Raw genomic sequence first — 23,476 nt, 5'->3', positions numbered from 1 at the left:
TACTGTTTACCCCCTGCGGTATACACAGTAACCCTTCCTTCACTTCTGATGAATAACATTCTATATTCTATTTTTTTACGCTCTTTCTTTTTACATCTTTTTTCCGGGCAGGCACCGCGGCTACTGAGTTCTTAAATAATTCCGGAAGCATTTTATGCAGGCAGAGTGACCTTGTTTCCAATGCCGCGCCGTATGCATCATCATAATCCCCGTATATACTGCAGTGGATTCTGATTGTCTGGCCGCTCTCGGGTGACAGGGCACTGATAAAATCGTTTAACTTCTCTGTGTATGGTTCAATATACTTTGCCATTTCCCCGCCGATTACAATATCCACTTTAAAAATAGCATAGATATTATATATTGCTATCGCCAGATGGTGCAGATAAGAATCCCAGAGCTTTTCATATACAAGGCTGCCTTTATCAATTTCTTCAAACAATTCCTCGTAGCTGCTGATCGGAAAATTTTTCTTAAGTATTTCAATGATCGTACTTGCGGAGCATAACCCTAAAAGACTGCCTGACGATTCATATGTCAGCTTCTTCTTATCCGGTTCTATAATCATGGAACCGATATCCAGACTTGAAACTTTCAAACTAAAAAAACTTCTGTCGTGAATCAAAATCCCGCTTACACGCCTGCTTAGCAGGATAAAAAAATTGTCCTCAACGTTCGTATTCGCAAACACCTGTGCCATCGCTGCCAGTCTGCAGGAATCCCCTATTGCCACATGCTCCCCAAGAATCCGGTATATACTCTCGAGGGATACCTCAGGCACCCCCAGAGTATAGGTATCGGAAATAACTTTTTGTTCATAATCCACAAAACCGGGTAACGCAAGTCCCACTCCACATGGGATCGGCGCCCTTTCCTGCATCCCTTTAATCAGGCTGTCAATCTGGCGCCAGTATTCCTCGTTTTCTACAAACTGGATATAATGCTTTTCCTTTTCATGGATATGGCCTTCAAAATCAATCAATAACACGTATACCGTATGCCTTGCGATGCTTACTCCGATGGAATACTGGTATTCGGGGTTCAATGACAGCTGAACAGGTCTTCTTCCTCCGGAAGATTCTCCTGTCCCTGTTGTCATTACGATATCACTGCCCTTCAGGATGTTCATGATATTTGATATCGTTGGTACACTTAATCCTCTTTTTTGAGCAATCTCCGTATTCGTGATCCCCGGGTTACATTCAATTTCATTGATGATATAAAACGCATTCTGTAAACGTATTTCCATAGTATTAGCAACTTTCATATTTCATCTACCGTCTTTCTTTTATAGTTTTTTAAAGTATTACTAAATACTATTTTAACACAGGCCCTGCTTATTTTCTATCATCTGTCTTAAGCTCAAGGTAAAGAACCTCTGAAGGAGTCAGCTTCACATCCAAAGCACCGAGTGAAGACTCAATCTCGCTTCTGTTTGCAGCCCCGATGATCGGGAACGCATTGAGCGGGCTGTCGAGTACGTAAGCCATCGCTACCTGCGGAATGGAGCATCCCTTTTCTTCCGCAATTTCCTTGCAGCGGTCAAGTCTTACGAAGTTCTCTTCATAGCAGTATCCGATGCGACAGAACATATCAATGCTCTCCGGATCGTTTGCAAGCAGTTCTCTTGTAATTCTTCCTGAGAATAAACCTCTTGCCAGTGAAGAATATGCCAGTACCGGCATCTGATTCTTTGTATACCACTCCTGTGCATCTGCATTTTTATTGCCTGCGATAGTAACACATCCCGGTGCAAATGGGTTCTTCACCTGCTCAGCCAGACTGAAGTTTGGAGAGGAGACTGACATCGGCGTGAGATTGTGAGCATAAGCATATTCATTTGCCTCTTCCAGACGCTCATGGGTCCAGTTAGATCCCCCGAAAATTTTGATCCTGCCTGCTGCCTGATGTTCATTGAGCTTCTCCACGATCGGTCCTACAGGGAGCTTTGTGTTATCTCTGTGGAGGAGATAAATATCAAGATAATCTGTCTGTAACTCTGCCAGTGTTTCCGCAAGGTCAGAGTCAATATCGTATGGTGTCACTCTTTCACGGTAGTCAGTAGGATGTGCTCCCTTTGAAAGAAGCACAATATTCTCACGTACTCCGCGGGACTTGATCCATTCCCCGACTGTCGGCTCAGAATCATATGCCCTGGCAGTATCAATTGCCGTGATTCCAAGATCATATGCCGCATCTAATGTCTGAAAATGTTTTTCTTTATTATCCGGGAACATTCCGAATGTTCCCATAAAAAACTTACTTACCTTTTTTTCTATTCCGTCAAACTTTACATATTCCATTTTCTCATTTCCTCCCTTATCACGTTCTATTCTTCCGGCAGCTTGAAGTTAGCATCGAGGCCGCCCTTCTTGTCCTCATTGTATACTTCGAGGTATAATCCCAATTCCTTGTGGAGGTCAAGATATGCAAATTCCATTCCGATCTGAGGATCTTTACATAAAAGCCAAGGATCTCTTCCTGTAAGTTTCTTGTGCTGCTCAATCACTTCGCCAAAGCTGTCTCTTGTAATCAGTGCAATGTGGTGCATCCCCGGGCCATGCTCGTCTAACCATGTTTTATATGGGCTTTCGCTGATCGGCTGGATCAATTCGATTTCGAATCCCCAGCAGTCACAGAATGCCATAATTGTCTGAAGTCTGTCCTTTGTTCCGTTCATAGAGAAATCCGGGAACTCATTGGAATCTAACGGGCTGACTCTCCACGGACCTACGCCGTATTCCTCATAGTGTTTGATTGTTTCCTCCACATTCTCAACGATAATTCCAATCTGTAAAAATTTTGCGAACTGTGTATCCATTTTTTCTTCCTCCTGAAAATCATTTATTTTATATTTCTGTTCAAAATAATGAACAGGTGTTTCTTTTTTGGTTAGCTTTAATTTTATTTGTATATCGGATCAAGGACTGTGTCGATATAATTCTTTGTCAGCAGAATGGTTGCCAACGGGTCCGGTGTTCCATCTGACTCAATTCCAATCCAGCCTTGGTGATTATGCTTTTTCATAAGTTCCCACAATCCCCTGAAATCAAGCACACCACCGCCCGGCTCCCAGAACCATCTGGCTCCCTGCTCATCGAATTCTGCTCCTGCCCCAAAGCGTTTCTCATCCGGGGCATTTACATAGGTTGTATCTTTGATATGGAAATACTGAACCCTGTCATGATATGTATCATAAAAATGCAGGATGTCCTTGCCCATAATCGCTACCTGAGCTGTATCGAGGCAGTAGTAAACATAATTAGGATCTGTCATTTCCAAAAACTTCTCATGGTCGTATTTGTTGACTGCACACCAGAATTCATTGTGAATGGAAACAGCCAGCCCCTTCTCGGCACACATGCGTCCCACTGTGTTCATACACTCTGCAACGTTCTTTAACCCTTCCTCATCAAGAGGTCCTGTTCCATAATACTGTCCTGCCGGCTGTACAATGAGATTAATACCGCCGCACTCTGCGAGTGCATCAATCGCCTGCTGTTCGTATGCAAAGATGTCCGGGTGATTTCTCTTATCCTGAGAACCTACGTGATGGGAAAACATACCTGTAATTCTCTCGATTCCCCTCTCCAAAGCAAATTCTTTGAAGTTCTTCATAGATCCGAATGCATTCACAATGCTTGGGACCGAGAATACCATGATTTCAATTCCTTTGAAGCCTGCCCCGGCAAAATACCGAAGGATCTTATCCCAATCCTGATAATAATAGGCTGAACCAAAATCTCCCATATACCATTCATTGAAATTATTAATCTGTTTGTAATTGATATTGCCCCAGAGATTAGTCATGTATGTATAATTGATGTTTCTGTTTTCCATTACTGAACCTCCTTCGCAGCGTAATTTTTTTCAAGATTGTTCCAGAATGTTCTCATCCTGAGTATTCCTTTTGGAATATCCAGGGAATATTTAGAATCCAGAATGACCGGACCGTCAAAATCTGCTTCTTTGAGAATTGCGTAAAGCTTCTCGAAATCCATGTCCCCAAATCCCAGATCATAATACACCCTCTGCAGGCGTCCGTCCTGCGGGAATTCCGGTGAAATCGTCTTATATACATCTGACTCATCCACGAATTTTGTATCTGTAAAGCAGACTGCCTTTGCCTGCCCGGCATACTTCTTAAAGTAAGCATCAGGGTCTGCACCGGCAATGTGCAGATGTGCAGGGTCCGGAGCATAGGATACAAGGTCCTTGTCAACTATTTTCATAAACGCATCAATTCCGGTGCCCCTCATCAACGTCCAATACTCATTGCGAATGGCAAGATTAATTTGGTTCTTCCGGCAGTTTGCGCCGATCCGGTTCATACATTGGGCAGCATCAGCAAGGAACTTCTCTATCTGATTCTCATCACCGTTAAATGTCTGATTCAAAAAGCCAATCCCCGGTGTCGGTGAAACAAGTAGCGTGCTCCCTTTCAATTCCTGCAGGGCTTCTACAGTGTCCGCCGCATGGTCGTAAAACTCGTCAAAAAACTTCTCAATGGGGAGCCCTGTCTCAAAAAGACTATTAAACTGGCTCTGGGCAGAAATGGTAATGGCTTCCACATTTTCTACACCTTTGTCATTTAAGTAACTCAGATACCCCTTTGGCGAACCAAAGCGTGTCCTGATTGATGCTGTACATATCGGTGCACCATTTCTTGACACGTTCTCTGTATTAGGAACCATAGGAATCATGATAGATGAAAAACCTGCGGCCGGAAACATATCCGTTATCTCATCCCAATACCATTTCGCAGCTCTTAAAAAGGCGCCTGGTCCGCTTGTGTCGGCATTTACGATGCCAAAACTTGCAACAGCTTTCATTTTTTACCTCCTTTGAATGAATCTTTCTATCTGTAGAATACTGCATGTTCCCCCTTGTGTCAACACTAAAATAAAGACTTTTTTTAATATTTAAAATAAGTGCTAAATATAAGGGATTAATTATGCTTTATCTTATAAATGCAAAGGAACAGAGAGCAAAAATCATAGTGGGATTTTTGCTCTCTGAAGTCAATTTACGGAACAGCTTTCTGGAAAGTTTTATTATCCTCGTTATCCCATAGTTATCCAACAGATATCCACATGTTACGAACAAAATTTTGATGCCAATGCAAAGAAAATGTATTGTAATCTAATCTACAGTATGCTATTCTAAATCTGCTCATGGAAGGTCTATCCATGAAACAAAAGGATCCGTTTATTCAAATGGTCAGGAAACAGACCATCTAAAAGGGAATATTCCCCCGTTTTTACCAAACAGTTCACACTAAAATACGTTCCGTTTATATAAAGAAGGGGCTTGATTATACCTGCCGTATTTCTTATACTTTATGTATAAGGAAACTGTATCTGCTTAATATCTATAGGCAGTTACCAGAAAAATTAAGCCTCTCCTGTGAGCAGAACAAAGCACAAAGGAGGGTGCTTATGACAGTAAAAGAAAACAGAGAATACAAGAACAGTATGTTTGTAGACCTATTCTTCGAAGACGCACTGGCGGAAGAAAATGATATCTCGCTATATAATGCACTTCATGATGAACCGCTGCCCGAAGGAACCTTGATACAGAAGATACGCGTAGACGATATCCTGTATCTGAACTTCAAGAATGATGTCTCTTTCGGGGTCGGCGGGAAGGTCATGGTGTTCGGGGAACACCAGTCTACCATCAATGAAAACATGCCGCTTCGGAGCCTGATGTACATCGGGCGGGCATATGAAAAGATTGTACCGGTCAGGGACAGGTATAAGAAAAAGCTGGTAAAGCTTCCAAAGCCTGAGTTTTACACGTTCTACAACGGCGAGAAAGACTGGGTAACAGAAAAGGTCCTAAAACTTTCAGATGCCTATATGGTTCAGGATGGTCCCCCTATGCTTGACCTGGAAGTAAAAGTGATCAATATCAATCCGGCCCAGCAGCATAAGGTTCTGGAAAAATGCAGGGTTCTGAAGGAATACGGACAGTTCGTTGATATTTTACGGGATTATCAGTCGAAAGGGGATAGCGATGCCTTCAAACATACCATCGAGCAGTGCATAGATTCCGGTATTCTCGCAGACTATCTAAAAAAGAAAGACAGTGAGGTGATCAATATGCTGATAGCCGAATATGATTATGACATGGACATCGAGGTACAGCGTGAAGAGGCATATACCGAGGGACTAAGCCGCGGCAGGGAGGAAGGGCGTGAAGAAGGCCGTAGTGATAAGTTAATTGAACAGTTAAAAAAGAAGCTGTCTAAAGGAAAAAGTCCGGAAGAAATTGCTGATGAACTGGAGGAATCTGTGGATACTATTCAGGAACTTATGGCTTCATTGGGGGAAGACGTCTGAAGTTTTATAAAGTAAAAATTGGACTCCCACTAAGACTTATTTATTATTACTTACCATCTGTGGAAGTGGGAGTCCAATCTGTTTTCTATTCCACTTCTGCTTATAGTAATTCTAACCATGAAACAAAAAGATCCGTTTATTCAAATGGTCAGGAAGTGTACCATCCAAAAGGGAATATCTCCCCTATTATTACCAGACAATTCACATTAAAATCCGTTCCATTTATATAAAGAGAGGGCTTGATTATACCTGCCGTATTTCTTATACTCTATGTATAAGGAAACTGTGGCTGTTCAAAATCTACAGGCAGTTACCCAAAAACGAGCCTCTCCTGTGAATGGAACAAAGCACAAAGGAGGGTGCTTATGACAGTAAAAGAAAACAGAGAATACAAGAACAGTATGTTTGTAGACCTATTCTTCGAAGACGCACTGGCGGAAGAAAATGATATCTCGCTATATAATGCACTTCATGATGAACCGCTGCCCGAAGGAACCTTGATACAGAAGATACGCGTAGACGATATCCTGTATCTGAACTTCAAGAATGATGTCTCTTTCGGGGTCGGCGGGAAGGTCATGGTGTTCGGGGAACACCAGTCTACCATCAATGAAAACATGCCGCTTCGGAGCCTGATGTACATCGGGCGGGCATATGAAAAGATTGTACCGGTCAGGGACAGGTATAAGAAAAAGCTGGTAAAGCTTCCAAAGCCTGAGTTTTACACGTTCTACAACGGCGAGAAAGACTGGGTAACAGAAAAGGTCCTAAAACTTTCAGATGCCTATATGGTTCAGGATGGTCCCCCTATGCTTGACCTGGAAGTAAAAGTGATCAATATCAATCCGGCCCAGCAGCATAAGGTTCTGGAAAAATGCAGGGTTCTGAAGGAATACGGACAGTTCGTTGATATTTTACGGGATTATCAGTCGAAAGGGGATAGCGATGCCTTCAAACATACCATCGAGCAGTGCATAGATTCCGGTATTCTCGCAGACTATCTAAAAAAGAAAGACAGTGAGGTGATCAATATGCTGATAGCCGAATATGATTATGACATGGACATCGAGGTACAGCGTGAAGAAGCATATACCGAAGGGCTAAGCCGCGGCAGGGAGGAAGGTCGTGAAGAAGGCCGTAGTGATAAGTTAATTGAACTATTAAAAAAGAAGCTGTCTAAAGGAAAAAGTCCGGAGGAAATCGCTGATGAACTGGAAGAATCTGTGGAAACTATTCAGGAACTTATCGCTTCATTGAAAGAGGACTCTTAAAACTATGTAACAGTCCAAATCCCTGAATAGTAATGTTACGAGACTAAACTGCATAAACAGGAAGTCCGCCGCATCTATACACCAAAAATAGAGATGCGGCGGACTTCCTGTTTTGATTAAAAGTCAAACCCTTTAAACTTACATTCTCCACTGTATTTTTTCAGTTCTTCTTTTCCACTTAAGACCCTGACCGCTCCTGCAGCCATAGCCTCCATTTCGAACTCGCCCGGGTATGCAGTTACCGGTGCTATCCATTCACAAGTGTCTTTAATCTGTGACACAAGGTCTTCGTTATAGACCATTCCGCCGCCAAGCAGAATCCCATCGATTCTTCCATGAAGCACTGCCGCCATCGAACCGATGCATTTCTCAATCTGGTAAATCATGGTATTCCACAGCATCGCTGCATATGGATCGCCGCCTTTTGCACGGCTGCTCACCTCTAACGCATCGGAAATGCCAAGGTGGCTGACGAATCCGCCGCTTCTTGTGCAGAGCTGTTTCACTTCTCCCAGCTCCTTGTCTCTGCAATATTTCAGGATATCTGATACCGCAATACTGCCGCATCTTGTTGGCGCCATCGGGCCTTCGCCCCCGACAATGTCATATCCGTCTACCATCTTCCCGCCTCGATGGGCAGAAATCGAGATTCCGCCGCCGATGTGGCAGACGATAAAATTACAGTCTTCATATTTTTTATTCATACTTTCAGCATGTCGGATTGCAGTCTCTTTTAAATTCAACGCATGTAAATGTACAGTCCTGTACACGCCCTTAATCCCCGTCATTCTTGCAAGGTCCTGCAGTTCATCGACATCCGGCGGATTCACGACATAGGCTTTTGTATGGTATAGCCTTGCATATTCATGTGCAATCTGCGGTCCCAGCATCGCTGGATGCTGAACTCCATTTGCACCACGTACTGCATGATCGAGAACAAGGTCATCCACCTCATAGGTACCGCCGTCCATTGCAAGCAGCCCGCCGCCCCGTCCGACAAATGCGGTGACTCCGTCAAGAGAAATGTTGTTTTCTTTCAATAGCGTGTCAATCGTCTCTTTCCGGTATTCAAGCTGGTCGGAGATTGCCGGATACTGTGCCAGCTTTTCTGCTGCATGGTTTACATTCTTAGAAAATACTTTTGTTTCATCTTCAAAAAGTGCAATCTTTGTGGATGTGGATCCCGGATTGATTGTAAATATTTTAAACATACTTATTCTTCTCCTTTTAGATAAAAAGCGCCGCAGCAATGCGGCACTTTTTTAATAATACGGAAATAATTTTAAACGGTTATTACCGGACCTGTCTGGTTTTTCAAGGGTAACTTCGCCTGTCCCGGCCCACTCTGCGCCGCGGACAAGCATCGTAATAAAGTTAAAACGGTCAAGAGCCTCCCAGTGTCCGATGGATGTCACAAAGACACGGCCTCTGCCATATTCATTTGTCCAGATTACCGGTGTATACTGGTTGACCCCTTCCATATTTTCAAGCCTTCCGTCCGGAATATCTACCGGGTGGTGCGGCGGTGGAAAACCTGGAACCCTGTAATTTTCAACATCGTCAAATATAGCTGCCAGTACATGAACGTTTGCTTCAGGATGAATGATCAGATGTGTAAATAAATCATCGAAAACATTCATCCATTTCTTATCAATTCCTTTTGTTACAGGGTGGTTTTCATCCATTGTTTCCACGAAATGGTCATCTTTCGGACAGCGCCTGCACCCTTTTTCCATTGCACAATAGCCGCCCAGAAGTTTTCTCCATTCGTCCGGCCAGTCCGCATCCACCCAGACGGATGAATGATAGAATACGATTCCCTTTCCTTCTGAGACAAAATCATAAACCGCTTTTTCGCTCTGTTCCCCAAACCTCTGTGCCTTGTCTGTAGGCCATGTTTTCCCGTCGTAATCTATAAATAATACGTCGTATGGTTTTAAAAAAGCGGGTGTAATATTACGGAACTCTTCTACAATCGCAACCCGAAAACGGCCGGTCGCCTCCAGAAGCTCCCTCAATCGCTGTGTAATCAGCCGTCCCTGATGCTCTGCAGTCAGCAGGCCGGTTACCAGAAGCACATTTAATTTTTCCAAGTCCTTCTCCTCCTCTACTCATCAAGTTCGAAGAAAAGAGTCGTATATCTTCCCATATCAAAGAATACAGGGCGGACTCTCACTGGAAGTTTATCGGAAATTTCCCGTGCTTTTTTCTTATTAATTCCAAGGATAACGGCATTCATTTCCGGTCCCTCATCGAACTGGACTTCTCCGCAGACATATTTCAGTCCCCTGTCTTCCAGTTCAAGCCTTGCGTTTAATGCTCCTGTAAATACAAATGTTTTCAGCACGCCCTTTCCCGCCAGCGTTGTCCACTCTGTATCGTGATAACCGCAGGAATTGCAGGCATGATGCGGGGGGAATTCAATTGCTCCACATTCCTTACATTTTTTTGCATAAATGGTTCCTTCCTGTAAGCCGTTCCAGAATTTTTCCACTACATGCTCCGGATTCCAAAATTCTTCCGTGCTGATTCTATTCTGATCCATCCTCATCACCCCCTAAAAGTTAGCTCTTAAGATTGTAGCCCGGACGTTTTGTGCTCCGCCAAATCCTCTTAAGAAAGTATGCTTCGGTCTTTTTTTGATCTGACGTTCTCCGGCCTCTCCACGCATCTGTGTCACTGCTTCAAATACATCCGCCATTCCGGATGCACCAAATGCATGTCCGTAAGAGGTACGTCCGCCATTTGTATTCATTGGCTTGTCACCGTCATATGCCAGCCTTCCGTCAAGAGCATATTTCCAGCCTTCACCCTTCGGTAGATAACCGATCTCTTCTGCCGCAAGGAATGCCGAGGAACCGATAAAATCATTGACGTACAGTAAATCCATATCATCCGCAGTAAGTCCTGTCGCTTCAAAGACCTGGCGCGCTGCCTCTGCTGTCGCTTTTTTCTCCAGATGGGGCACGATTGCATCCAATACGGAAGCCCCCGTCGCCAGTACCTCGACCGGTTTGTCACAGAACTGATGTGCAATTTCTGTCGGCACTACGATACAGCAGGCCGCACCGTCCGCCACGCAGGAATCACTGGAAGTCCTTAAATACTGCGTCATCTTCGGATTGTGCGGGGATCTCATGTACTCCCAGACATCATCATATCCGGCGTCTTTTGCAAGCTTTTCATAAGGAGTCCTGCGAATCGCCCGGGGACACAGTTCTGCCGCCCGCCTGAAATGATACGCCTGATGGTTCAGCACATCATCCACCTGTTCCTGCGTCAGTCCGTTTTCTTTGGCATAGAAGTTGATCCAGTCATCATGGTTCATCCCCGGCCCGCCGCCTAAGTATCTTCCATAAGCCCGGTCAAAAATAGAGTCCAGATCCGGGAACAATACTTCTGAAGTAAGCGCCGTACGCATATGGTCCGGCGTGTTGCCGTCCGGCATACCGGTGCCCTGTTCACTGCAGCCGGAAAGAACGACCTCATAGGCGCCGCTTGCCACCGCAAAGACAGCCTCCTCGAGTGCTATATATCCTGTACAGCACCCCTCCGAATGTGAGATGGAGCCTTTCCCTCTCATGCCAAACCAGTCGGCAACCTGAAGGTTTGGTGTAATACATCCGTTTAACACGTGCGGATTTGCAGAACCGTGGAAGAAATACTGAACATCCCTCGGCTCCACATGCGCATCTTTCATTGCATCCAGAGCCGCATATCCAAATAACTCACCGTTTGTAAGCCCTTTGTACTGAGGATTGGTTATCCCGTTAAAAAACGGCGTTGCACCGACTCCAACGATGGACACACTCCTCATATTTTTTCCAATTTTTACATTATGTACCACAGTACCACCTCTTACATTTCTTCCATTACAAAGTCTGCCAACTCTCCGATTGTCTTATAATTTCCGAATCTTGCAACCGGGATCATAACATCAAAGTCATTCTCAATAGAAGCGCTCATGGCTACCCTCTGTGTAGATGCAACGCCCAGTTCTTCTGCAATGTTTGTGTTTTCATTGATATTTGCCGCATTTGCCTGAAATGCCATTGCCGCATACTCGATCATCTTTGCTACTACTTCTTCTCTTGTCATAATTCTTTCCTCCATTTTTCATCTTCGTTATTTAAAGTTACTATCTCAATGTCAGCCGGATTTTCTGTGGCACAGGATATGAAATAATCATCAATTCTGGTTGTATACAAACTACAGCACTTTTCTGATTCTTTCGCCTTGTCCCACCCTTCAGCGAATCCGACCCCTTTCAGTTTGAGCCTGGCCTCACACTGGGTCCACATTTGAGTAAACCTCTCATTCCTTGCCAGACCCTCTGTTTTATATAATTCTTCTTTTTGTTTTGTATGGAATACCTTCTTAACAGTTGCTTCATGGAATGGCATGACTTTTTCAATATCAACACCGACCTCGCAATCCGCGATTGCAAGCACAACATAATCCCCACTGTGTGAGATGTTAAAACATGTCTCTGCCGATGCAAGGGAAGGTTTATCATACATGTTGTAAGTAAGCTGTTCATCTTTACTGATGCCAAGGTAGTGTTTCAGCAGATATCCTGTGACAAGCTCCTGAAGGGCATCCTTTTTAATCTTTGATGCTTTGTGCTTCTTCACATAACAGGGTGCAGCCTGTGAAAGTAAATATTCTTCCTTTCCTTCAGCAAGCCGTGCATCTGCGATGATTATTTTCACACTCTCCGCCATCATAACCCCGCCCCTTCAGTTTCACTAACCTCAAAATATGTTATTTGTTTCCCGCAGCACGCACTGCACTGATCACAATGTTTCCTTTGATTTCTGAAACCGGCGCCCCTCTTGAGCAGTCGCAAACCACCTTGTTAAATCCCTGCAGCATCGGTCCGTACGCATCCGCATGGCCGAATGTCTGAATTAATTTCACGGCCGTGTTGCCTACATTCAGGTCCGGCCAGATCAATACGTTGGCTTTCCCTGCAACTTCGCTTTCTCTTAAAACCTTCTTCGCTGCAACCTCTGGTTTGATGGCGGCGTCAAGCTGGAATTCCCCGTCTATTTTTAAGTCAGGACGTTTTTCCTGTGCGATATGAAGTGCTTCCACAACCTTATCAACCAGCTCGCTCTGGCCGCTGCCAAGCGTAGAGTAACTAATCATCGCGCATCTCGGCTCCCAGTCAAGCAGGCTCTTTACTGTATCACAGGCAGAAACTGCTATATCCGCAAGCTGCCCGGCACTCGGATTCGTGCACACCGCACTGTCGCCCACCGCAAGAAGAGTCCCTTCGCTGCCTTCAAATCCGGGAATATCACAGAGTCCGATACTTGATACGGTGCTGATTCCCGGCTGTAAGCCGATGATCGTCTGCCCTGCAATCAGCACGTCACCGGTTGTATTATCAATTCCGGCAAATGTCACATCCGCTTCCCCCACAGCCTGCATCACCATCGCAAAATACAGCGGATTCTCCATACGCCTTCCAACAGCCCTCTCCTTAAGAAGCGTTCCCGGAAGTGCAACATAATCAGCAATTAATTTCTGTCTGTATGTTTCTTCCTGAATATCAACAATCGTAAATACTTCTGTCTCATATCCTCTTTCTTTACACAGCGCGTTTAATTCAGCCGCATCACCTACAAGGATTGGCCTGATAAAGCCTTCTTTTCCAGTCTCATAGGCAGCCTGCATCATCTTTTCATTTGCCGCCTCCGGAAAAGCTACTCTCTGAGGATTTACTTTTGCTTTTTCATAAATCTGGTCCAATACTCCCATAAAAATTCCTCCGGTTCTTACACGGCCTGGTCGGCTTTGATCAGCGCCTGCATAGCGTCGACAGCCTCCTGCGGCATTGGTTCATAATTACCAAGAAGTCTTGCATAATACTCTGTGATTGCCATTTCCTCTGTATATACTGTAGCTGCCATCGCCGCCTTCATATCTTTTCCACAGCAGAACATTCCGTGGTTCTTGATTAAGCAGGCTCTGCCATCTTCCCCTAAAGCTTCTGCGACTTTTTCTGCCAGATCGTTGCTTCCCGGCATTGTGAAAGGCACTACCCGAACCGGCACGAATTCACACTGCGGCGGTGTTGTTGCCTTAATTTCACCGTCTCCCATTGCCATGATTGTTGCGAACATTGCATGAGTATGTACGGTTGCTTTCACATCCGGTCTTGCACGCAGAACAGCAGTATGCATCGGCACTTCTGAAGATGGCTTGTATGGTCCGTCCAGCCATTTGCCGTTTAAGTCTACAATTGCAATGTCTTCTGCTTTCATTGTGCTGTAAGCAATACCGCTCGGGGTAATTGCAACAACATCCTCATCGTCATCACGAAGCGCAATGTTCCCTGATGTTCCTTTGATCAGCCCCTGGTTTACTGCATCTAAAATAGCGTCTAATACAATTTTTCTAATTCTTTCATATTTCATCTCTTTTTTTCCTTTCTTTTCTTCCTTTTTATCACACCCGCAGTGCTGCGTAATATGCCTGGTTCGTTGCCTGATAAATCTGTCCCACATTGCTGCAGTCTCCTACAATGTAATATTCATCTGCACATTCGCAGAGTGCATCTACTTTGTCATACGGAGATCGGAATCCCAGTGCACATACGACAGAGTCTGCTTCTACCACAAATTCTTCCCCGTCACGTTCACACAGAACCCCTGCCGGAATGATTTCTTTTACTTTGGTATTCACATAAATGTCGGCAGACTTTTCTACCTCTGTCATCAATCCCCCGCGGTAAAAGGAATTGACTTCCTCTGCCACTGCAGGCTTCATTTCGATAATCGAGCACTGTTTCCCTTCATGGCTGAATGATACTGCCGCCTCACTGCCTACCAGTCCGCCGCCCATGATTGCCACTCTCCTGCCCAGTTTTTCCGGGTGTAATTCCGCGTCAACCGCCATGATCACATGAGGAAGGTCAATGCCTTTAATCGGCGGGCGCAGTTCGTTCGATCCAATCGCCACAAACAATGCATCCGGAGCAAATGCTTTTACATATTCAGGTGTCACTTCCGTATTTAATACAACCGTCACACCGGCTTTTGCTACGCGCGCCTCAAGTACATGGGCAAATTTCAGAATGTCTTCTTTAAAATAAGGTGCCCCTGCCGGATGCAGATTGCCGCCTAATTTTCCAGCCTTATCCACAAGTGTCACTTCGTGGCCGCGCTCTGCCAGCGTGACAGCCGCCTGCATGCCTGCGGGCCCGCCTCCTGCTATCAGAACCTTTTTCTGTTTCTTTGGTGCTGCCTTTCCATATTTAGCAGGCAGCTGCTGCCCCATTGTCGGATTCACAGTACATTTCAAAGTCTCGCTCTTAGATGTCTCACCAAAACATTCATAGCAGCGCAGACATGGGGTAATATCATCAGCTTTATCTTCCAGTGCTTTTTTAGCAAGGTAAGGATCTGCGAGAAGTGCACGCCCGATCTCCACGATATCTGCCTGCCCGTCTGCTATAATCTGCTCCATCTGGGCCGGATTATTTAAAGAACCTACACAGGCAACCGGTTTATTCACCTGTTTCTTTATCTCTGCCGCGAGATATACATTGACGCCGCGGGGATAGAATGCCGACGGGTGTGTCCTGCAAAACAGTGCAGGGTCTTCATGGTTTCCGCAGGATACATTATACAAATCAACCTTGTCCTCTACCATTTTGGCAACTTTTATGCAGTCTTCCATTCCAAGGCCATTCGTACTCAAATCATCTCCCGAAATACGGATTTCAATCGGGAAATGAGGTCCCACGCCTTCTCTTACTGCATCAAGGGCCATAAGAAGGAATCTCGCACGGTTCTCCAGAGAACCACCGAATTCATCCGTCCTCTTGTTAAAGGCCGGGGATAAAAACTGAGAGAATAACCACCCATGCGCCGCATGGACCTGTACCATATCAAACCCGCAGTCCTTGCAAAGCTTTGCACTTGTTTTATAGGATTCTACGATTTCAAAAATCATCTCTCTCGGCATTTCCTCTACTTCGCCCGCAGGCATTGTCATCCGGCTTGGTCCATAGGCAACGGCCGGGCGGTCCTGATCTCCTCCGACGCTTGCAAGACCACCATACATACCACCGTGGGAAAGCTGGATATTAGCATAGGCCCCGCCATTGTGAATCGCCCTTGCAACCTGCGCCATCCCCTGTTTTACCCCGAAAGAATCCAGCTGAAGCTGCTTATTATGTGATTTTCCCGTTGCAGAATGTACAATCGCTTCTCCATAGGTAACCACACCTACCCCGCCTTTCGCCTTTTCTTCCAGATATGCTGTCATTTCCGGTGTGAAATGCCCTTCCGTTGTAATCATGCTCGGGCTTGTCGGCGCCGCGATGATCCTGTTTTTCATCCGTATGTTTCCGATTCTGACCGGCTCAAACAGATGTGGATATTTTTCTTTTCCTCTAGCACACTTTCCTGCCATATCTGCCTCCTCTATTTTCTTACTTTCCAGATATACTTTCTCGGTTCTCCCTTTAAGTACGCAATGACCTCGTCACCCATCATGGTTCCTGACCAGTTGTCAACATCCGTTGTAAGTCCGGCCATATGCGGTGTACACACAACGTTTCTCATAGAAAGCAGTGGATGGTTTGCCGGTACCGGTTCTTCCCAGTACACATCTATCGCGGCTCCGCCAATCTCTTTATTCTGAAGTGCCTCAACCAAATCCTTCTGGTCAATGACTGCTGCCCTTGCCGTATTGATTAAATATGCAGAAGGCTTCATTTTGGAAAACCATTCTTTGTTTACCATTGCCTTTGTGGAAGGCAGAACCGGCAGATGGATGCTGACCATGTCACTTTCAGAAAGCATCGTGTCAAGATCCACAGCCTTCGCCCCGTCGGCTTCCACCCTGTCGGCCGGCATATACGGGTCATAGGCCAGAACTTCCATGCCGAATGCAAGGGCCCTTACTGCCACTTCACGCCCGATCGCGCCATATCCTGCGATTCCCAGTTTTTTCCCGTATAATTCAAAACCAATCCCGTAATCCGTAAACGGATGATTCTCATCCAGCGGGCCAAACGTAACATTCTTTACATCCGGCACATCGTAAATATTATCCTTCGCAGGACCGGTATGCTCACCCTTCGACAGACCGGTACAGCTCAGTGTCAGGTTCCTTGCCGCCGCTATCATGAGTCCCATGTTAAACTCCGCGACTGCCACACGGTTTCTTCCCGGTGTGTAAGACAACTCCAGACCTGCCGCCTGAATTGCATCATGGTCAACCGTTGCAGGCGTTCCTTTTGCAACCCCCATAAACTTCATCCCGGATTCCGCCCAGGCTGTAATTGTGTCTGCACCTGCGTATTCATCACCGAGTACTACGATTTCATGCCCCATGCATTCCTCTTTTGTCATATCTTCTGTTACGTTTCCTTTGCCATGCTTTAATTCACCGCAAATCGTGATTTCACACTGCTCTTTGATGATTTCCATCTGTTTTTCGGGGATGGATGTGCATAATGCTAATGTTTTTTTCATATTTTTTCTCCTCTTCTTTTATTTTCACTGCGGCATGTGATCAGGCATCCAATCAAAGCCGAAACAGCCATGCCTGCTGCCGCAATTTTAAACACATTTGAAGTACTTATATTTCCAAAAACCAGTTTTGATATTGTATTTAAAATACTTGGCGATACCAATTGTCCAAAGCTCATTGCACAGGTGAAGCACGCAGATGCCATAGCTGTCGCAACCGGCTGAACGGCATTCGCCACCTCCACCATCGCCTGCGGGATAAACATCCCCTGCGAGAATCCGCAAAAGACAGACGCAGCCATGAGGACCGGCAGATTGGACGGAAAGAGTATTAAAAGGACTGCCCCGATCAGAAAGCTTATCATTGCTGCCGAAAGAGTCGCCTGCTTCGTCACCCGGACAACCCGGCCAAGAATCAACCCCATGACGATCTGTGCCCCCGAGAAAATTCCCGTCAGGATACCGGATACCGAACTGTCCCCTGCCAGTGCCCCGCTTATGTGCATCGCGATATTCGTCGTAAATGTAATCAAAAACATAAATTCTAAAAATCCGAGAAATGCAATCTGGAATACCCGCTTATTTAACCGGATTCTCTCCGTCTTTGTTACCTTAGCCGTCCCCGTATCGGGGAGCATAACTGCAAGCACGATGAAGGAAAGAAAGCCTATGACATTAGTTATGTATGAGTAGGTAAATCCGAAGCTTCCCAGTTTTCCGCCCGCTGTCGTGATGATTACCATCCCCATGCCGATACTGGCCGCCTGTATTCCCATGACAGAAACCCGCTCATTCCCTTCAAAAAACTCTGCCACAACGGCTGTGTTCAAGGTACAGGCCAGTCCCAGTGCAACTCCGTACAATGTACGCGATACGAATAGCAGCCAGAAGCTGTCCGCCAGATACGGCAGAAACCCGGTGATGCCTGCGACCAGAGCGGCAAAAAGAAGCAGCTTTTTCTTACTGATTTTTACCACTAATCCCCCGGAAACCAGCGCTACAATCATAGAGAGCAGTGCCGGCGCCGTAATCAGCATCTGTACCAGCGACACATTGATATCGGAATAATGCTCCTGTATCTGCCCCAATACCGGTGAAACACAATACTGCAGCCCCTGTATGAACGAAATTGCCACAACAGCAAGGATGATTTTCATTTTCTGTGATTTATTCAATGTCTGCATTCCCTTCTATTGTATGTCTTCCTTAATATGCTTTCTTCAAGATGCCAAGGATATCTTCTTTTGTAATGTTTTGTCTCGGATTAAAGCCAAGGACCGGCTCGTGAAGAACATCTTCAGCCAGCATCTCGAAATCCTCTTCCCTGATCCCCTGCTCTGACAATGTTTTGATGCCTAATTCTTTCGTAAGCTTTAAGAGCTCATCTGAGAGAAGATATTTATCGGTATCGATATTCCCTGTTACAGGAAGATCAATCGCTTTAGCCAGTTCAACCATTTTCTCCGGACAGCTTTCCGCGTTAAAAGCCATAACATACGGCAGAACCGTTGCATTTGCCATCCCGTGGGCAAGTTGGAAATGTGCACTTAACGTATGGGCAATCCCGTGTACCAGCCCCAGGTTTGCATTGGAAAAACCAAACCCGGTGATGACGCATCCAAGCATCATCTGTTCCCTTGCCTCCATGTTCGAGCCATCTTTCACGGCCGCCGGCAGATTACTGTAGATGATTTTCAGTCCCTGTAAGGAATGAAATTCCGTTAACGGGGTCGCCATATTTGAAATATAACTCTCAACTGCATGTGTAATCGCATCCATTCCTGTCGAGGCGGTCACCGATGCAGGCATCGTCTTTGTGAACTCCGGGTCAATGATGACTTTGGATGGAACAAGCTTATTGTCGATGACTACATACTTTAGCACTTTTTCCGTATCAATCAGGGCGCTTACGTTGGTAATCTCACTGGATGTCCCTGCCGTAGTCGGAATTGCGATTAATGGAAGCAGTTCATTTTCCACCATGCCGATTCCGCCGTATCTGCCGATCGGTCCTGGATTTGTCATCAAAACATCAATCGCCTTTGCAAGGTCAATGCTGCTTCCCCCGCCGACTGCAACGAATGCATCTACATTTTCACGCTTCGCAATCTCAGCCGCTTCTTCCACGATTTCATTCGTAGGGTTTGGAATCACCTTATCAAAAATCACAATATCCACATCCGCTGTTTTCAGGTTCTCAAGCACGGTATCTGCAATACCTGCAAATTTTACCCCGGCATCATAAACAAGCATCACTTTCTTTGCTTTATAGCCCTTTATTACTTTCGATAGTTCTTTTACAGAGTTTCTGCCAAATGTGATATCGCTTTTTACAAAAAATTCAAATGCCATAGTCTGTCTCCTTTTTCTGGTATCATTTTTTCTAAGTACAATGGTAACTATTTTCCCGCTGTGTCTCAAATCCACTTTTTCCTCTTTAAAGAGGAAATATTTTCTGTTATTATAAATCTGTAATCTCTGTTCAAACCTATGGGCAGACACACTGCAAGTCCATGAAAAGGAGTTTTATATGGAATCTATTACATTGTCTTTAAGGCAGCGCAAGCTTTTGAACCTGATACAGAATCAGACCTCACATATTACCGGACAGACATTAGCCAAGCAGCTCGGTGTTTCCCCCCGCACTATACGCAACGATATTGTTGAAATCAATCAGGCCCTCACTGCCTGTGGCGCCAGAATATCTGCAGAACGTAGCAAGGGGTACTTTTTAGAATGCCCAGATATGAAGTCCTTTCAGGAGCAGTTTAAAACAGACGACATGTTGTCAACCAGAGAGGACCGTATCCGCTATCTGACTTTCCAGCTGTGCCTGTCAGAGGTCCCATTGAACCAATATGATTTGGAAGATGAAATGTATGTAAGCAAAACCACACTGGACAATGATATCGCGACACTGAAGAGACTCTATGTTCTTTCCGATCCCCATATAAAATTAAAACACATTGACAACACATGGGAATTCGAGCATTGTGAGTCAAAACGCCGTGCAATATTGAACCAGTTGTTCCACGATGACTGGAATTACAACACCACGGGAAATGCCTATTACAATTATCATTTTCTGGACGAAGATATCATGAATCTGATTATGCAGATTACTGCCAGACATTTATATAACTGCCATTTCCAGATTGAAGATGCAAATCTGGTATCACTTAATCTTTCACTTGCAATTATGTATTACCGTATGCTGTCCGGACATATTCTGCCCGAGGAGCCTGCATATACGGATATCAATGACAACGTATTCAGCCTGTGTACGGATATATTCGATTCTATGGAAGAGGTATTTTCCTGCAGCTTTCCCCCTCAGGAGAAACAGGCCATTTACCGGCATCTGTGCGACAGCCATTTACTGGATGCATCAAAATTGAATTTTAAAACGGTGGCCGATTATTTTGACCCGCTCTTTCTTGAAATGGCAGACTGCTATTTAAAAAAAGTCCGCGCGACCTTCCATATTGATTTTTCTGATGATGAAGATTTCTACATTACACTTTTACAATATCTTCGTTACCTGAAATCACCCGGTCATATATTCAATGCACAGGGGAATATCAATCTGATCCGGAAGAATCTTCTCGTTGACTCTGAAATCGCTTATCTGATGCAGCCGGTGGCGTTGGAATATCTGGGTTATTACCTGAATGAAAAAGAACTGATTTACCTGACATTCTGTATTTCCGGCGCTCTGGAAGGTTACTGGACATGCCATCCGGAAAACCGCATACGGACCGTCATCTGCTGTCACTTGAATCTGCCGGCGATCTGGGCGATTAAAAGAAAAACACTGGGTGCCTTCGGCAATTACATCAACATCACTGCCCTGCTGCCCGTGAATGCACGAAGCGCCTTTAATTTTCAGAATACAGACCTCGTTCTGACAACCGTCCAGAAAAAGATAACAGATCATCCGGGCACACAGGTTTTGCGCATCTCCCCTGATATGCTGCCGGAGGATTACTTCCGTATTCAGAAGGTAGTATCCGACAACTGCATGAAGTTCCTCTTTAAGAACCAGCCCCAGTCCCTGTCCAGCCTCCTGCCTGACGCCTACTGGCATGAAAACATAAGCGTAACCGAAAGATTTCCGGTTATCGAATACCTGTGTGAAGATTTTATCCGCGACGGACTGGTAACCTCTGAGTTTCTGGAGGATATCTTAAGAAGAGAGTCCACTTACACATACGGATTCCAGCCCGGGGTATTATTTTTGTATTCTCTTAAACCGGCTGAAAAAACACAGCTTTCAGTCGCAACCTTAGAGCACCGAATCCTGTGGAAATCCAACAAAATCCGGGTTATAATCATGGCCTGCTTCGACGCGTCAAGCCAGCCATTACTCCTGAAGCTGCTACAGGAAATATATGTTGAACATGACAATACTGACTATTTCCGCAGGGTACATACCAAAGAGGAATTGTTAAACTTTTTCTCAACCCCCAAAAACTGCGAAGAGTGAGGGAGCGAGTCTTCGCTTTGAAGACGGAATGGGGGACACCTGTGGTGGAATGGGACGAAGCCCTGACGGAAGCATGGGGCCTGTTTGGAATACTGTACGTTCGCTAAGCAGCAGTAAGAGAATACACGCAAAATCAGGCGGCACCGCCCGCATTCAATACCTAATCTGATGATTAGGCATCTCAGGCGGTCTGAAAAGTGAATTTGGTAATTCACTTTTCTCCGTCTGATTTTGTGTGTATCCTCTAACTGCTGCTAAGCTCACTCTATGTATTCCAAACAGGCCCCATGCTTCCGTCAGGGCTTCGTCCCATTCCACCGCAGGCTGGTTCATCCGGGCGGCAGGAAAGACTCGGGAGGGACTCTAACCATGTGAAACGGATGTGTCCTCACTATGATTTATAACCGAAGCAGCTAACAGCCGGGCAGCCTATACACATACGCCGCACCTGACTTGAAATTCCCTTTGGGAAACGAGTCTTTTCCTACCGGCTGGATGCACCAGCAAAGTGAAAGACGAGTCTGCCGGGCACCGGGGCCTTCCCTGCTGTTTCTAGATCCATAAAGTGCACTTAGAGCCCGTTAGGGAAAAATCGGAGAAAATAGAGGGCAGAATTTGATGTCCGCATCAAATTCTGAAGACGCCTGCGGGGCAAAATCATCAAGATTTTGACCCAAATGCGGCTGGTACCTCTATTTTCTCCGATTTTTCCATTACGGGCTCTTAGTAAACGGTCAGGATCTAGAAACAGCAGGGAAGGCCCCGGTGTCCGGCATACTCGCCTTTCGCTTTGCGTCCCCCCATCCGTCAACAAAACTAAAGCTCGTTAACTTATATCCCAGGGATGAAGTACTACCTTGATTGCCTCACCTGATTTTGTCAGCTGGATCCCTTCGTTGATTTTATCCAGAGGCAGTATATGTGTGATGAATTTCTCCGTCGGGAACGTCGGTGAAATCGCAAGCTGGTATGCTCTCTTAGACTGGCTGTAGGAGGCCCCGAAATGTCCTTTTATCCAGATATTGTTGTAATGAATCAGATTGCAGTCCAGTTCTGTCATGGAGCCTTTCGGGACTCCGCCGAAGAATACGACAAGCCCGCCTTTTTTTACCATGTGGATGCTCTGTGTCTGTGTTGCATTGGCAGGCGTGGCTGAGATGACTTTATCTGCACCTTTTCCGTTTGTCAGCCGTTTGACAGCCTCAATGGGATCTTCCACGGAACTGTTGACGGTAACATCGACTCCAAACTGTTTTGCCATTTCCAGACGTGTATCGTTCAAATCGATCATTATGACTTTCTGGGCGCCCCTGATCTTTGCCAGCTGTGCCATGAAACATCCGATCGGACCTGCGCCGATAATAACCAGCACATCCGGATATTCCACCTTTACGTTTTCAAGACACGCAAAGACAGAGGTCAGTGGTTCTCCAAGACTCGCCGCCTCGAATGAAACATCCTCAGGAATCTCATAGATTCCGCCCCTCCGGATTTTTTCCCCTTTTACTGCCACGTATTGTGCAAAACCACCGGTTCCCGCAAGAGAAGCTACCTCTTTGTTGGAACAGTTTTCACTATGACCGCTGATGCATTCCTCGCATTCCATACAATAGGTTCCCGGAAATAAAAATAAACGGTCTCCCGTCTGATACTTCGTCTCTTCTTCGCCGACCTCATCCACGACACCTACTATTTCATGTCCATAAATAAACGGGTAGTTTCCTTTCCTTGAGTCACTTGTCAGATTCCGGATATCGGAGCCGCACAGGCCAACCGCCATGATTTTCAATATAAGCCCGTCCCTGGGACACGCCGGTTTTTCCACAGATTCCACCCTTATATCATTCGGTCCGTACATCACTGCCGCTTTCATTTCCATATTAT

21 protein-coding genes are annotated in these 23,476 nt (G+C 45.5%); 3 read left to right on the top strand and 18 right to left on the bottom strand.

Annotated elements, in window-relative coordinates; translation table 11 throughout:
* Nucleotides 1-67: 67 nt before the first annotated feature.
* From ABIN22_RS11105 to ABIN22_RS11085, 5 genes are all read right to left on the bottom strand, one after another.
* Nucleotides 68-1,249: an ROK family transcriptional regulator gene (locus ABIN22_RS11105; RefSeq protein WP_346908631.1), complete on the bottom strand. Its 1,182-nt coding sequence runs from the start codon at nt 1,247-1,249 to the stop codon at nt 68-70.
* A gap of 88 nt (nt 1,250-1,337) precedes the next feature.
* Nucleotides 1,338-2,303: an aldo/keto reductase gene (locus ABIN22_RS11100; RefSeq protein WP_346908629.1), complete on the bottom strand. Its 966-nt coding sequence runs from the start codon at nt 2,301-2,303 to the stop codon at nt 1,338-1,340.
* Between the two features lie 26 nt (nt 2,304-2,329).
* Complete coding sequence (locus ABIN22_RS11095; RefSeq protein WP_109731487.1) at nt 2,330-2,821, bottom strand: VOC family protein; 492 nt, start codon at nt 2,819-2,821, stop codon at nt 2,330-2,332.
* Nucleotides 2,822-2,904: 83 nt separating this feature from the next.
* Complete coding sequence (locus ABIN22_RS11090) at nt 2,905-3,840, bottom strand: sugar phosphate isomerase/epimerase family protein (RefSeq protein WP_346908627.1); 936 nt, start codon at nt 3,838-3,840, stop codon at nt 2,905-2,907.
* Nucleotides 3,840-4,832, bottom strand: coding sequence for a sugar phosphate isomerase/epimerase family protein (locus ABIN22_RS11085; RefSeq protein WP_118618343.1), 993 nt, complete (start codon nt 4,830-4,832; stop codon nt 3,840-3,842). Before ABIN22_RS11085 ends, ABIN22_RS11090 begins: the two co-directional genes overlap by 1 nt.
* A gap of 606 nt (nt 4,833-5,438) precedes the next feature.
* Here ABIN22_RS11085 and ABIN22_RS11080 point away from each other — a divergent pair.
* Nucleotides 5,439-6,344 carry a hypothetical protein gene (locus ABIN22_RS11080; protein WP_346908625.1) on the top strand — a complete coding sequence of 302 codons (906 nt, stop codon included), beginning with the start codon at nt 5,439-5,441 and terminating at the stop codon, nt 6,342-6,344.
* Nucleotides 6,345-6,709: 365 nt separating this feature from the next.
* Nucleotides 6,710-7,615 carry a hypothetical protein gene (locus ABIN22_RS11075; RefSeq protein WP_346908623.1) on the top strand — a complete coding sequence of 302 codons (906 nt, stop codon included), beginning with the start codon at nt 6,710-6,712 and terminating at the stop codon, nt 7,613-7,615.
* Between the two features lie 116 nt (nt 7,616-7,731).
* Here ABIN22_RS11075 and buk read toward each other — a convergent pair whose 3' ends face one another.
* Genes buk through ABIN22_RS11015 form a run of 12 tightly spaced genes read right to left on the bottom strand, consistent with a single transcriptional unit; the run spans nt 7,732 to nt 19,458 of the window.
* On the bottom strand, nt 7,732-8,832 hold the full coding sequence (buk, locus tag ABIN22_RS11070; protein WP_346908800.1) for a butyrate kinase: 1,101 nt from the start codon (nt 8,830-8,832) through the stop codon (nt 7,732-7,734).
* A gap of 45 nt (nt 8,833-8,877) precedes the next feature.
* Entirely contained in the window at nt 8,878-9,708 is an 831-nt protein-coding gene (locus tag ABIN22_RS11065; RefSeq protein WP_118618339.1) for a ThuA domain-containing protein, read from the bottom strand.
* A 14-nt stretch (nt 9,709-9,722) separates the two neighbouring features.
* Entirely contained in the window at nt 9,723-10,160 is a 438-nt protein-coding gene (locus ABIN22_RS11060; protein WP_109731477.1) for a Zn-ribbon domain-containing OB-fold protein, read from the bottom strand.
* A gap of 12 nt (nt 10,161-10,172) precedes the next feature.
* Nucleotides 10,173-11,462 (bottom strand): thiolase family protein, encoded by a 1,290-nt coding sequence (locus ABIN22_RS11055; protein WP_109731476.1) that lies wholly within the window; start codon nt 11,460-11,462, stop codon nt 10,173-10,175.
* An 11-nt stretch (nt 11,463-11,473) separates the two neighbouring features.
* Entirely contained in the window at nt 11,474-11,713 is a 240-nt protein-coding gene (locus ABIN22_RS11050; RefSeq protein WP_346908620.1) for an acyl carrier protein, read from the bottom strand.
* Nucleotides 11,710-12,342 (bottom strand): 4'-phosphopantetheinyl transferase family protein, encoded by a 633-nt coding sequence (locus ABIN22_RS11045; protein ID WP_346908618.1) that lies wholly within the window; start codon nt 12,340-12,342, stop codon nt 11,710-11,712. Before ABIN22_RS11045 ends, ABIN22_RS11050 begins: the two co-directional genes overlap by 4 nt.
* Before the next feature lie 37 nt (nt 12,343-12,379).
* A complete protein-coding gene (locus tag ABIN22_RS11040; RefSeq protein ID WP_346908616.1) occupies nt 12,380-13,381 on the bottom strand; it encodes a phosphate acyltransferase in 1,002 nt (333 codons plus the stop codon).
* Between the two features lie 17 nt (nt 13,382-13,398).
* Nucleotides 13,399-14,040, bottom strand: a complete 642-nt coding sequence (locus ABIN22_RS11035) for a class II aldolase/adducin family protein (RefSeq protein ID WP_109731664.1) — start codon at nt 14,038-14,040, stop codon at nt 13,399-13,401.
* A gap of 31 nt (nt 14,041-14,071) precedes the next feature.
* Nucleotides 14,072-16,042 (bottom strand): oxidoreductase, encoded by a 1,971-nt coding sequence (locus ABIN22_RS11030; RefSeq protein WP_118618333.1) that lies wholly within the window; start codon nt 16,040-16,042, stop codon nt 14,072-14,074.
* A gap of 11 nt (nt 16,043-16,053) precedes the next feature.
* Nucleotides 16,054-17,109: an NAD(P)-dependent oxidoreductase gene (locus ABIN22_RS11025; RefSeq protein WP_346908613.1), complete on the bottom strand. Its 1,056-nt coding sequence runs from the start codon at nt 17,107-17,109 to the stop codon at nt 16,054-16,056.
* Complete coding sequence (locus ABIN22_RS11020) at nt 17,106-18,290, bottom strand: MFS transporter (RefSeq protein ID WP_346908611.1); 1,185 nt, start codon at nt 18,288-18,290, stop codon at nt 17,106-17,108. Before ABIN22_RS11020 ends, ABIN22_RS11025 begins: the two co-directional genes overlap by 4 nt.
* Nucleotides 18,291-18,312: 22 nt before the next feature.
* Nucleotides 18,313-19,458 (bottom strand): iron-containing alcohol dehydrogenase family protein, encoded by a 1,146-nt coding sequence (locus ABIN22_RS11015; RefSeq protein ID WP_346908609.1) that lies wholly within the window; start codon nt 19,456-19,458, stop codon nt 18,313-18,315.
* Nucleotides 19,459-19,636: 178 nt separating this feature from the next.
* Here ABIN22_RS11015 and ABIN22_RS11010 point away from each other — a divergent pair, with 178 nt between their 5' ends.
* Nucleotides 19,637-21,592: a BglG family transcription antiterminator gene (locus ABIN22_RS11010; RefSeq protein ID WP_118618325.1), complete on the top strand. Its 1,956-nt coding sequence runs from the start codon at nt 19,637-19,639 to the stop codon at nt 21,590-21,592.
* A gap of 826 nt (nt 21,593-22,418) precedes the next feature.
* Here ABIN22_RS11010 and ABIN22_RS11005 read toward each other — a convergent pair.
* Nucleotides 22,419-23,471, bottom strand: a complete 1,053-nt coding sequence (locus ABIN22_RS11005) for a zinc-binding dehydrogenase (RefSeq protein WP_346908607.1) — start codon at nt 23,469-23,471, stop codon at nt 22,419-22,421.
* Nucleotides 23,472-23,476 lie beyond the last annotated feature (5 nt).

This window comes from Faecalicatena orotica (assembly GCF_905197545.1).
Taxonomy (GTDB): Bacteria; Bacillota; Clostridia; order Lachnospirales; family Lachnospiraceae; genus Faecalicatena_A; species Faecalicatena_A orotica.
This window is presented reverse-complemented; position numbering and strand designations above follow the sequence as displayed.

Bases quoted from the DNA above. Each gene is read 5' to 3' on its own strand.
- ABIN22_RS11050 (WP_346908620.1), bottom strand. From the start codon at position 11,713: ATGACAAGAGAAGAAGTAGTAGCAAAGATGATCGAGTATGCGGCAATG.
- ABIN22_RS11045 (WP_346908618.1), bottom strand. From the start codon at position 12,342: ATGATGGCGGAGAGTGTGAAAATAATCATCGCAGATGCACGGCTTGCT.
- ABIN22_RS11010 (WP_118618325.1), top strand. From the start codon at position 19,637: ATGGAATCTATTACATTGTCTTTAAGGCAGCGCAAGCTTTTGAACCTG.
- ABIN22_RS11090 (WP_346908627.1), bottom strand. From the start codon at position 3,840: ATGGAAAACAGAAACATCAATTATACATACATGACTAATCTCTGGGGC.
- ABIN22_RS11080 (WP_346908625.1), top strand. From the start codon at position 5,439: ATGACAGTAAAAGAAAACAGAGAATACAAGAACAGTATGTTTGTAGAC.
- ABIN22_RS11020 (WP_346908611.1), bottom strand. From the start codon at position 18,290: ATGCAGACATTGAATAAATCACAGAAAATGAAAATCATCCTTGCTGTT.
- ABIN22_RS11085 (WP_118618343.1), bottom strand. From the start codon at position 4,832: ATGAAAGCTGTTGCAAGTTTTGGCATCGTAAATGCCGACACAAGCGGA.
- ABIN22_RS11095 (WP_109731487.1), bottom strand. From the start codon at position 2,821: ATGGATACACAGTTCGCAAAATTTTTACAGATTGGAATTATCGTTGAG.
- ABIN22_RS11040 (WP_346908616.1), bottom strand. From the start codon at position 13,381: ATGGGAGTATTGGACCAGATTTATGAAAAAGCAAAAGTAAATCCTCAG.
- ABIN22_RS11035 (WP_109731664.1), bottom strand. From the start codon at position 14,040: ATGAAATATGAAAGAATTAGAAAAATTGTATTAGACGCTATTTTAGAT.
- ABIN22_RS11030 (WP_118618333.1), bottom strand. From the start codon at position 16,042: ATGGCAGGAAAGTGTGCTAGAGGAAAAGAAAAATATCCACATCTGTTT.
- ABIN22_RS11075 (WP_346908623.1), top strand. From the start codon at position 6,710: ATGACAGTAAAAGAAAACAGAGAATACAAGAACAGTATGTTTGTAGAC.
- ABIN22_RS11005 (WP_346908607.1), bottom strand. From the start codon at position 23,471: ATGGAAATGAAAGCGGCAGTGATGTACGGACCGAATGATATAAGGGTG.
- ABIN22_RS11060 (WP_109731477.1), bottom strand. From the start codon at position 10,160: ATGGATCAGAATAGAATCAGCACGGAAGAATTTTGGAATCCGGAGCAT.
- ABIN22_RS11105 (WP_346908631.1), bottom strand. From the start codon at position 1,249: ATGGAAATACGTTTACAGAATGCGTTTTATATCATCAATGAAATTGAA.
- ABIN22_RS11100 (WP_346908629.1), bottom strand. From the start codon at position 2,303: ATGGAATATGTAAAGTTTGACGGAATAGAAAAAAAGGTAAGTAAGTTT.
- ABIN22_RS11025 (WP_346908613.1), bottom strand. From the start codon at position 17,109: ATGAAAAAAACATTAGCATTATGCACATCCATCCCCGAAAAACAGATG.
- ABIN22_RS11015 (WP_346908609.1), bottom strand. From the start codon at position 19,458: ATGGCATTTGAATTTTTTGTAAAAAGCGATATCACATTTGGCAGAAAC.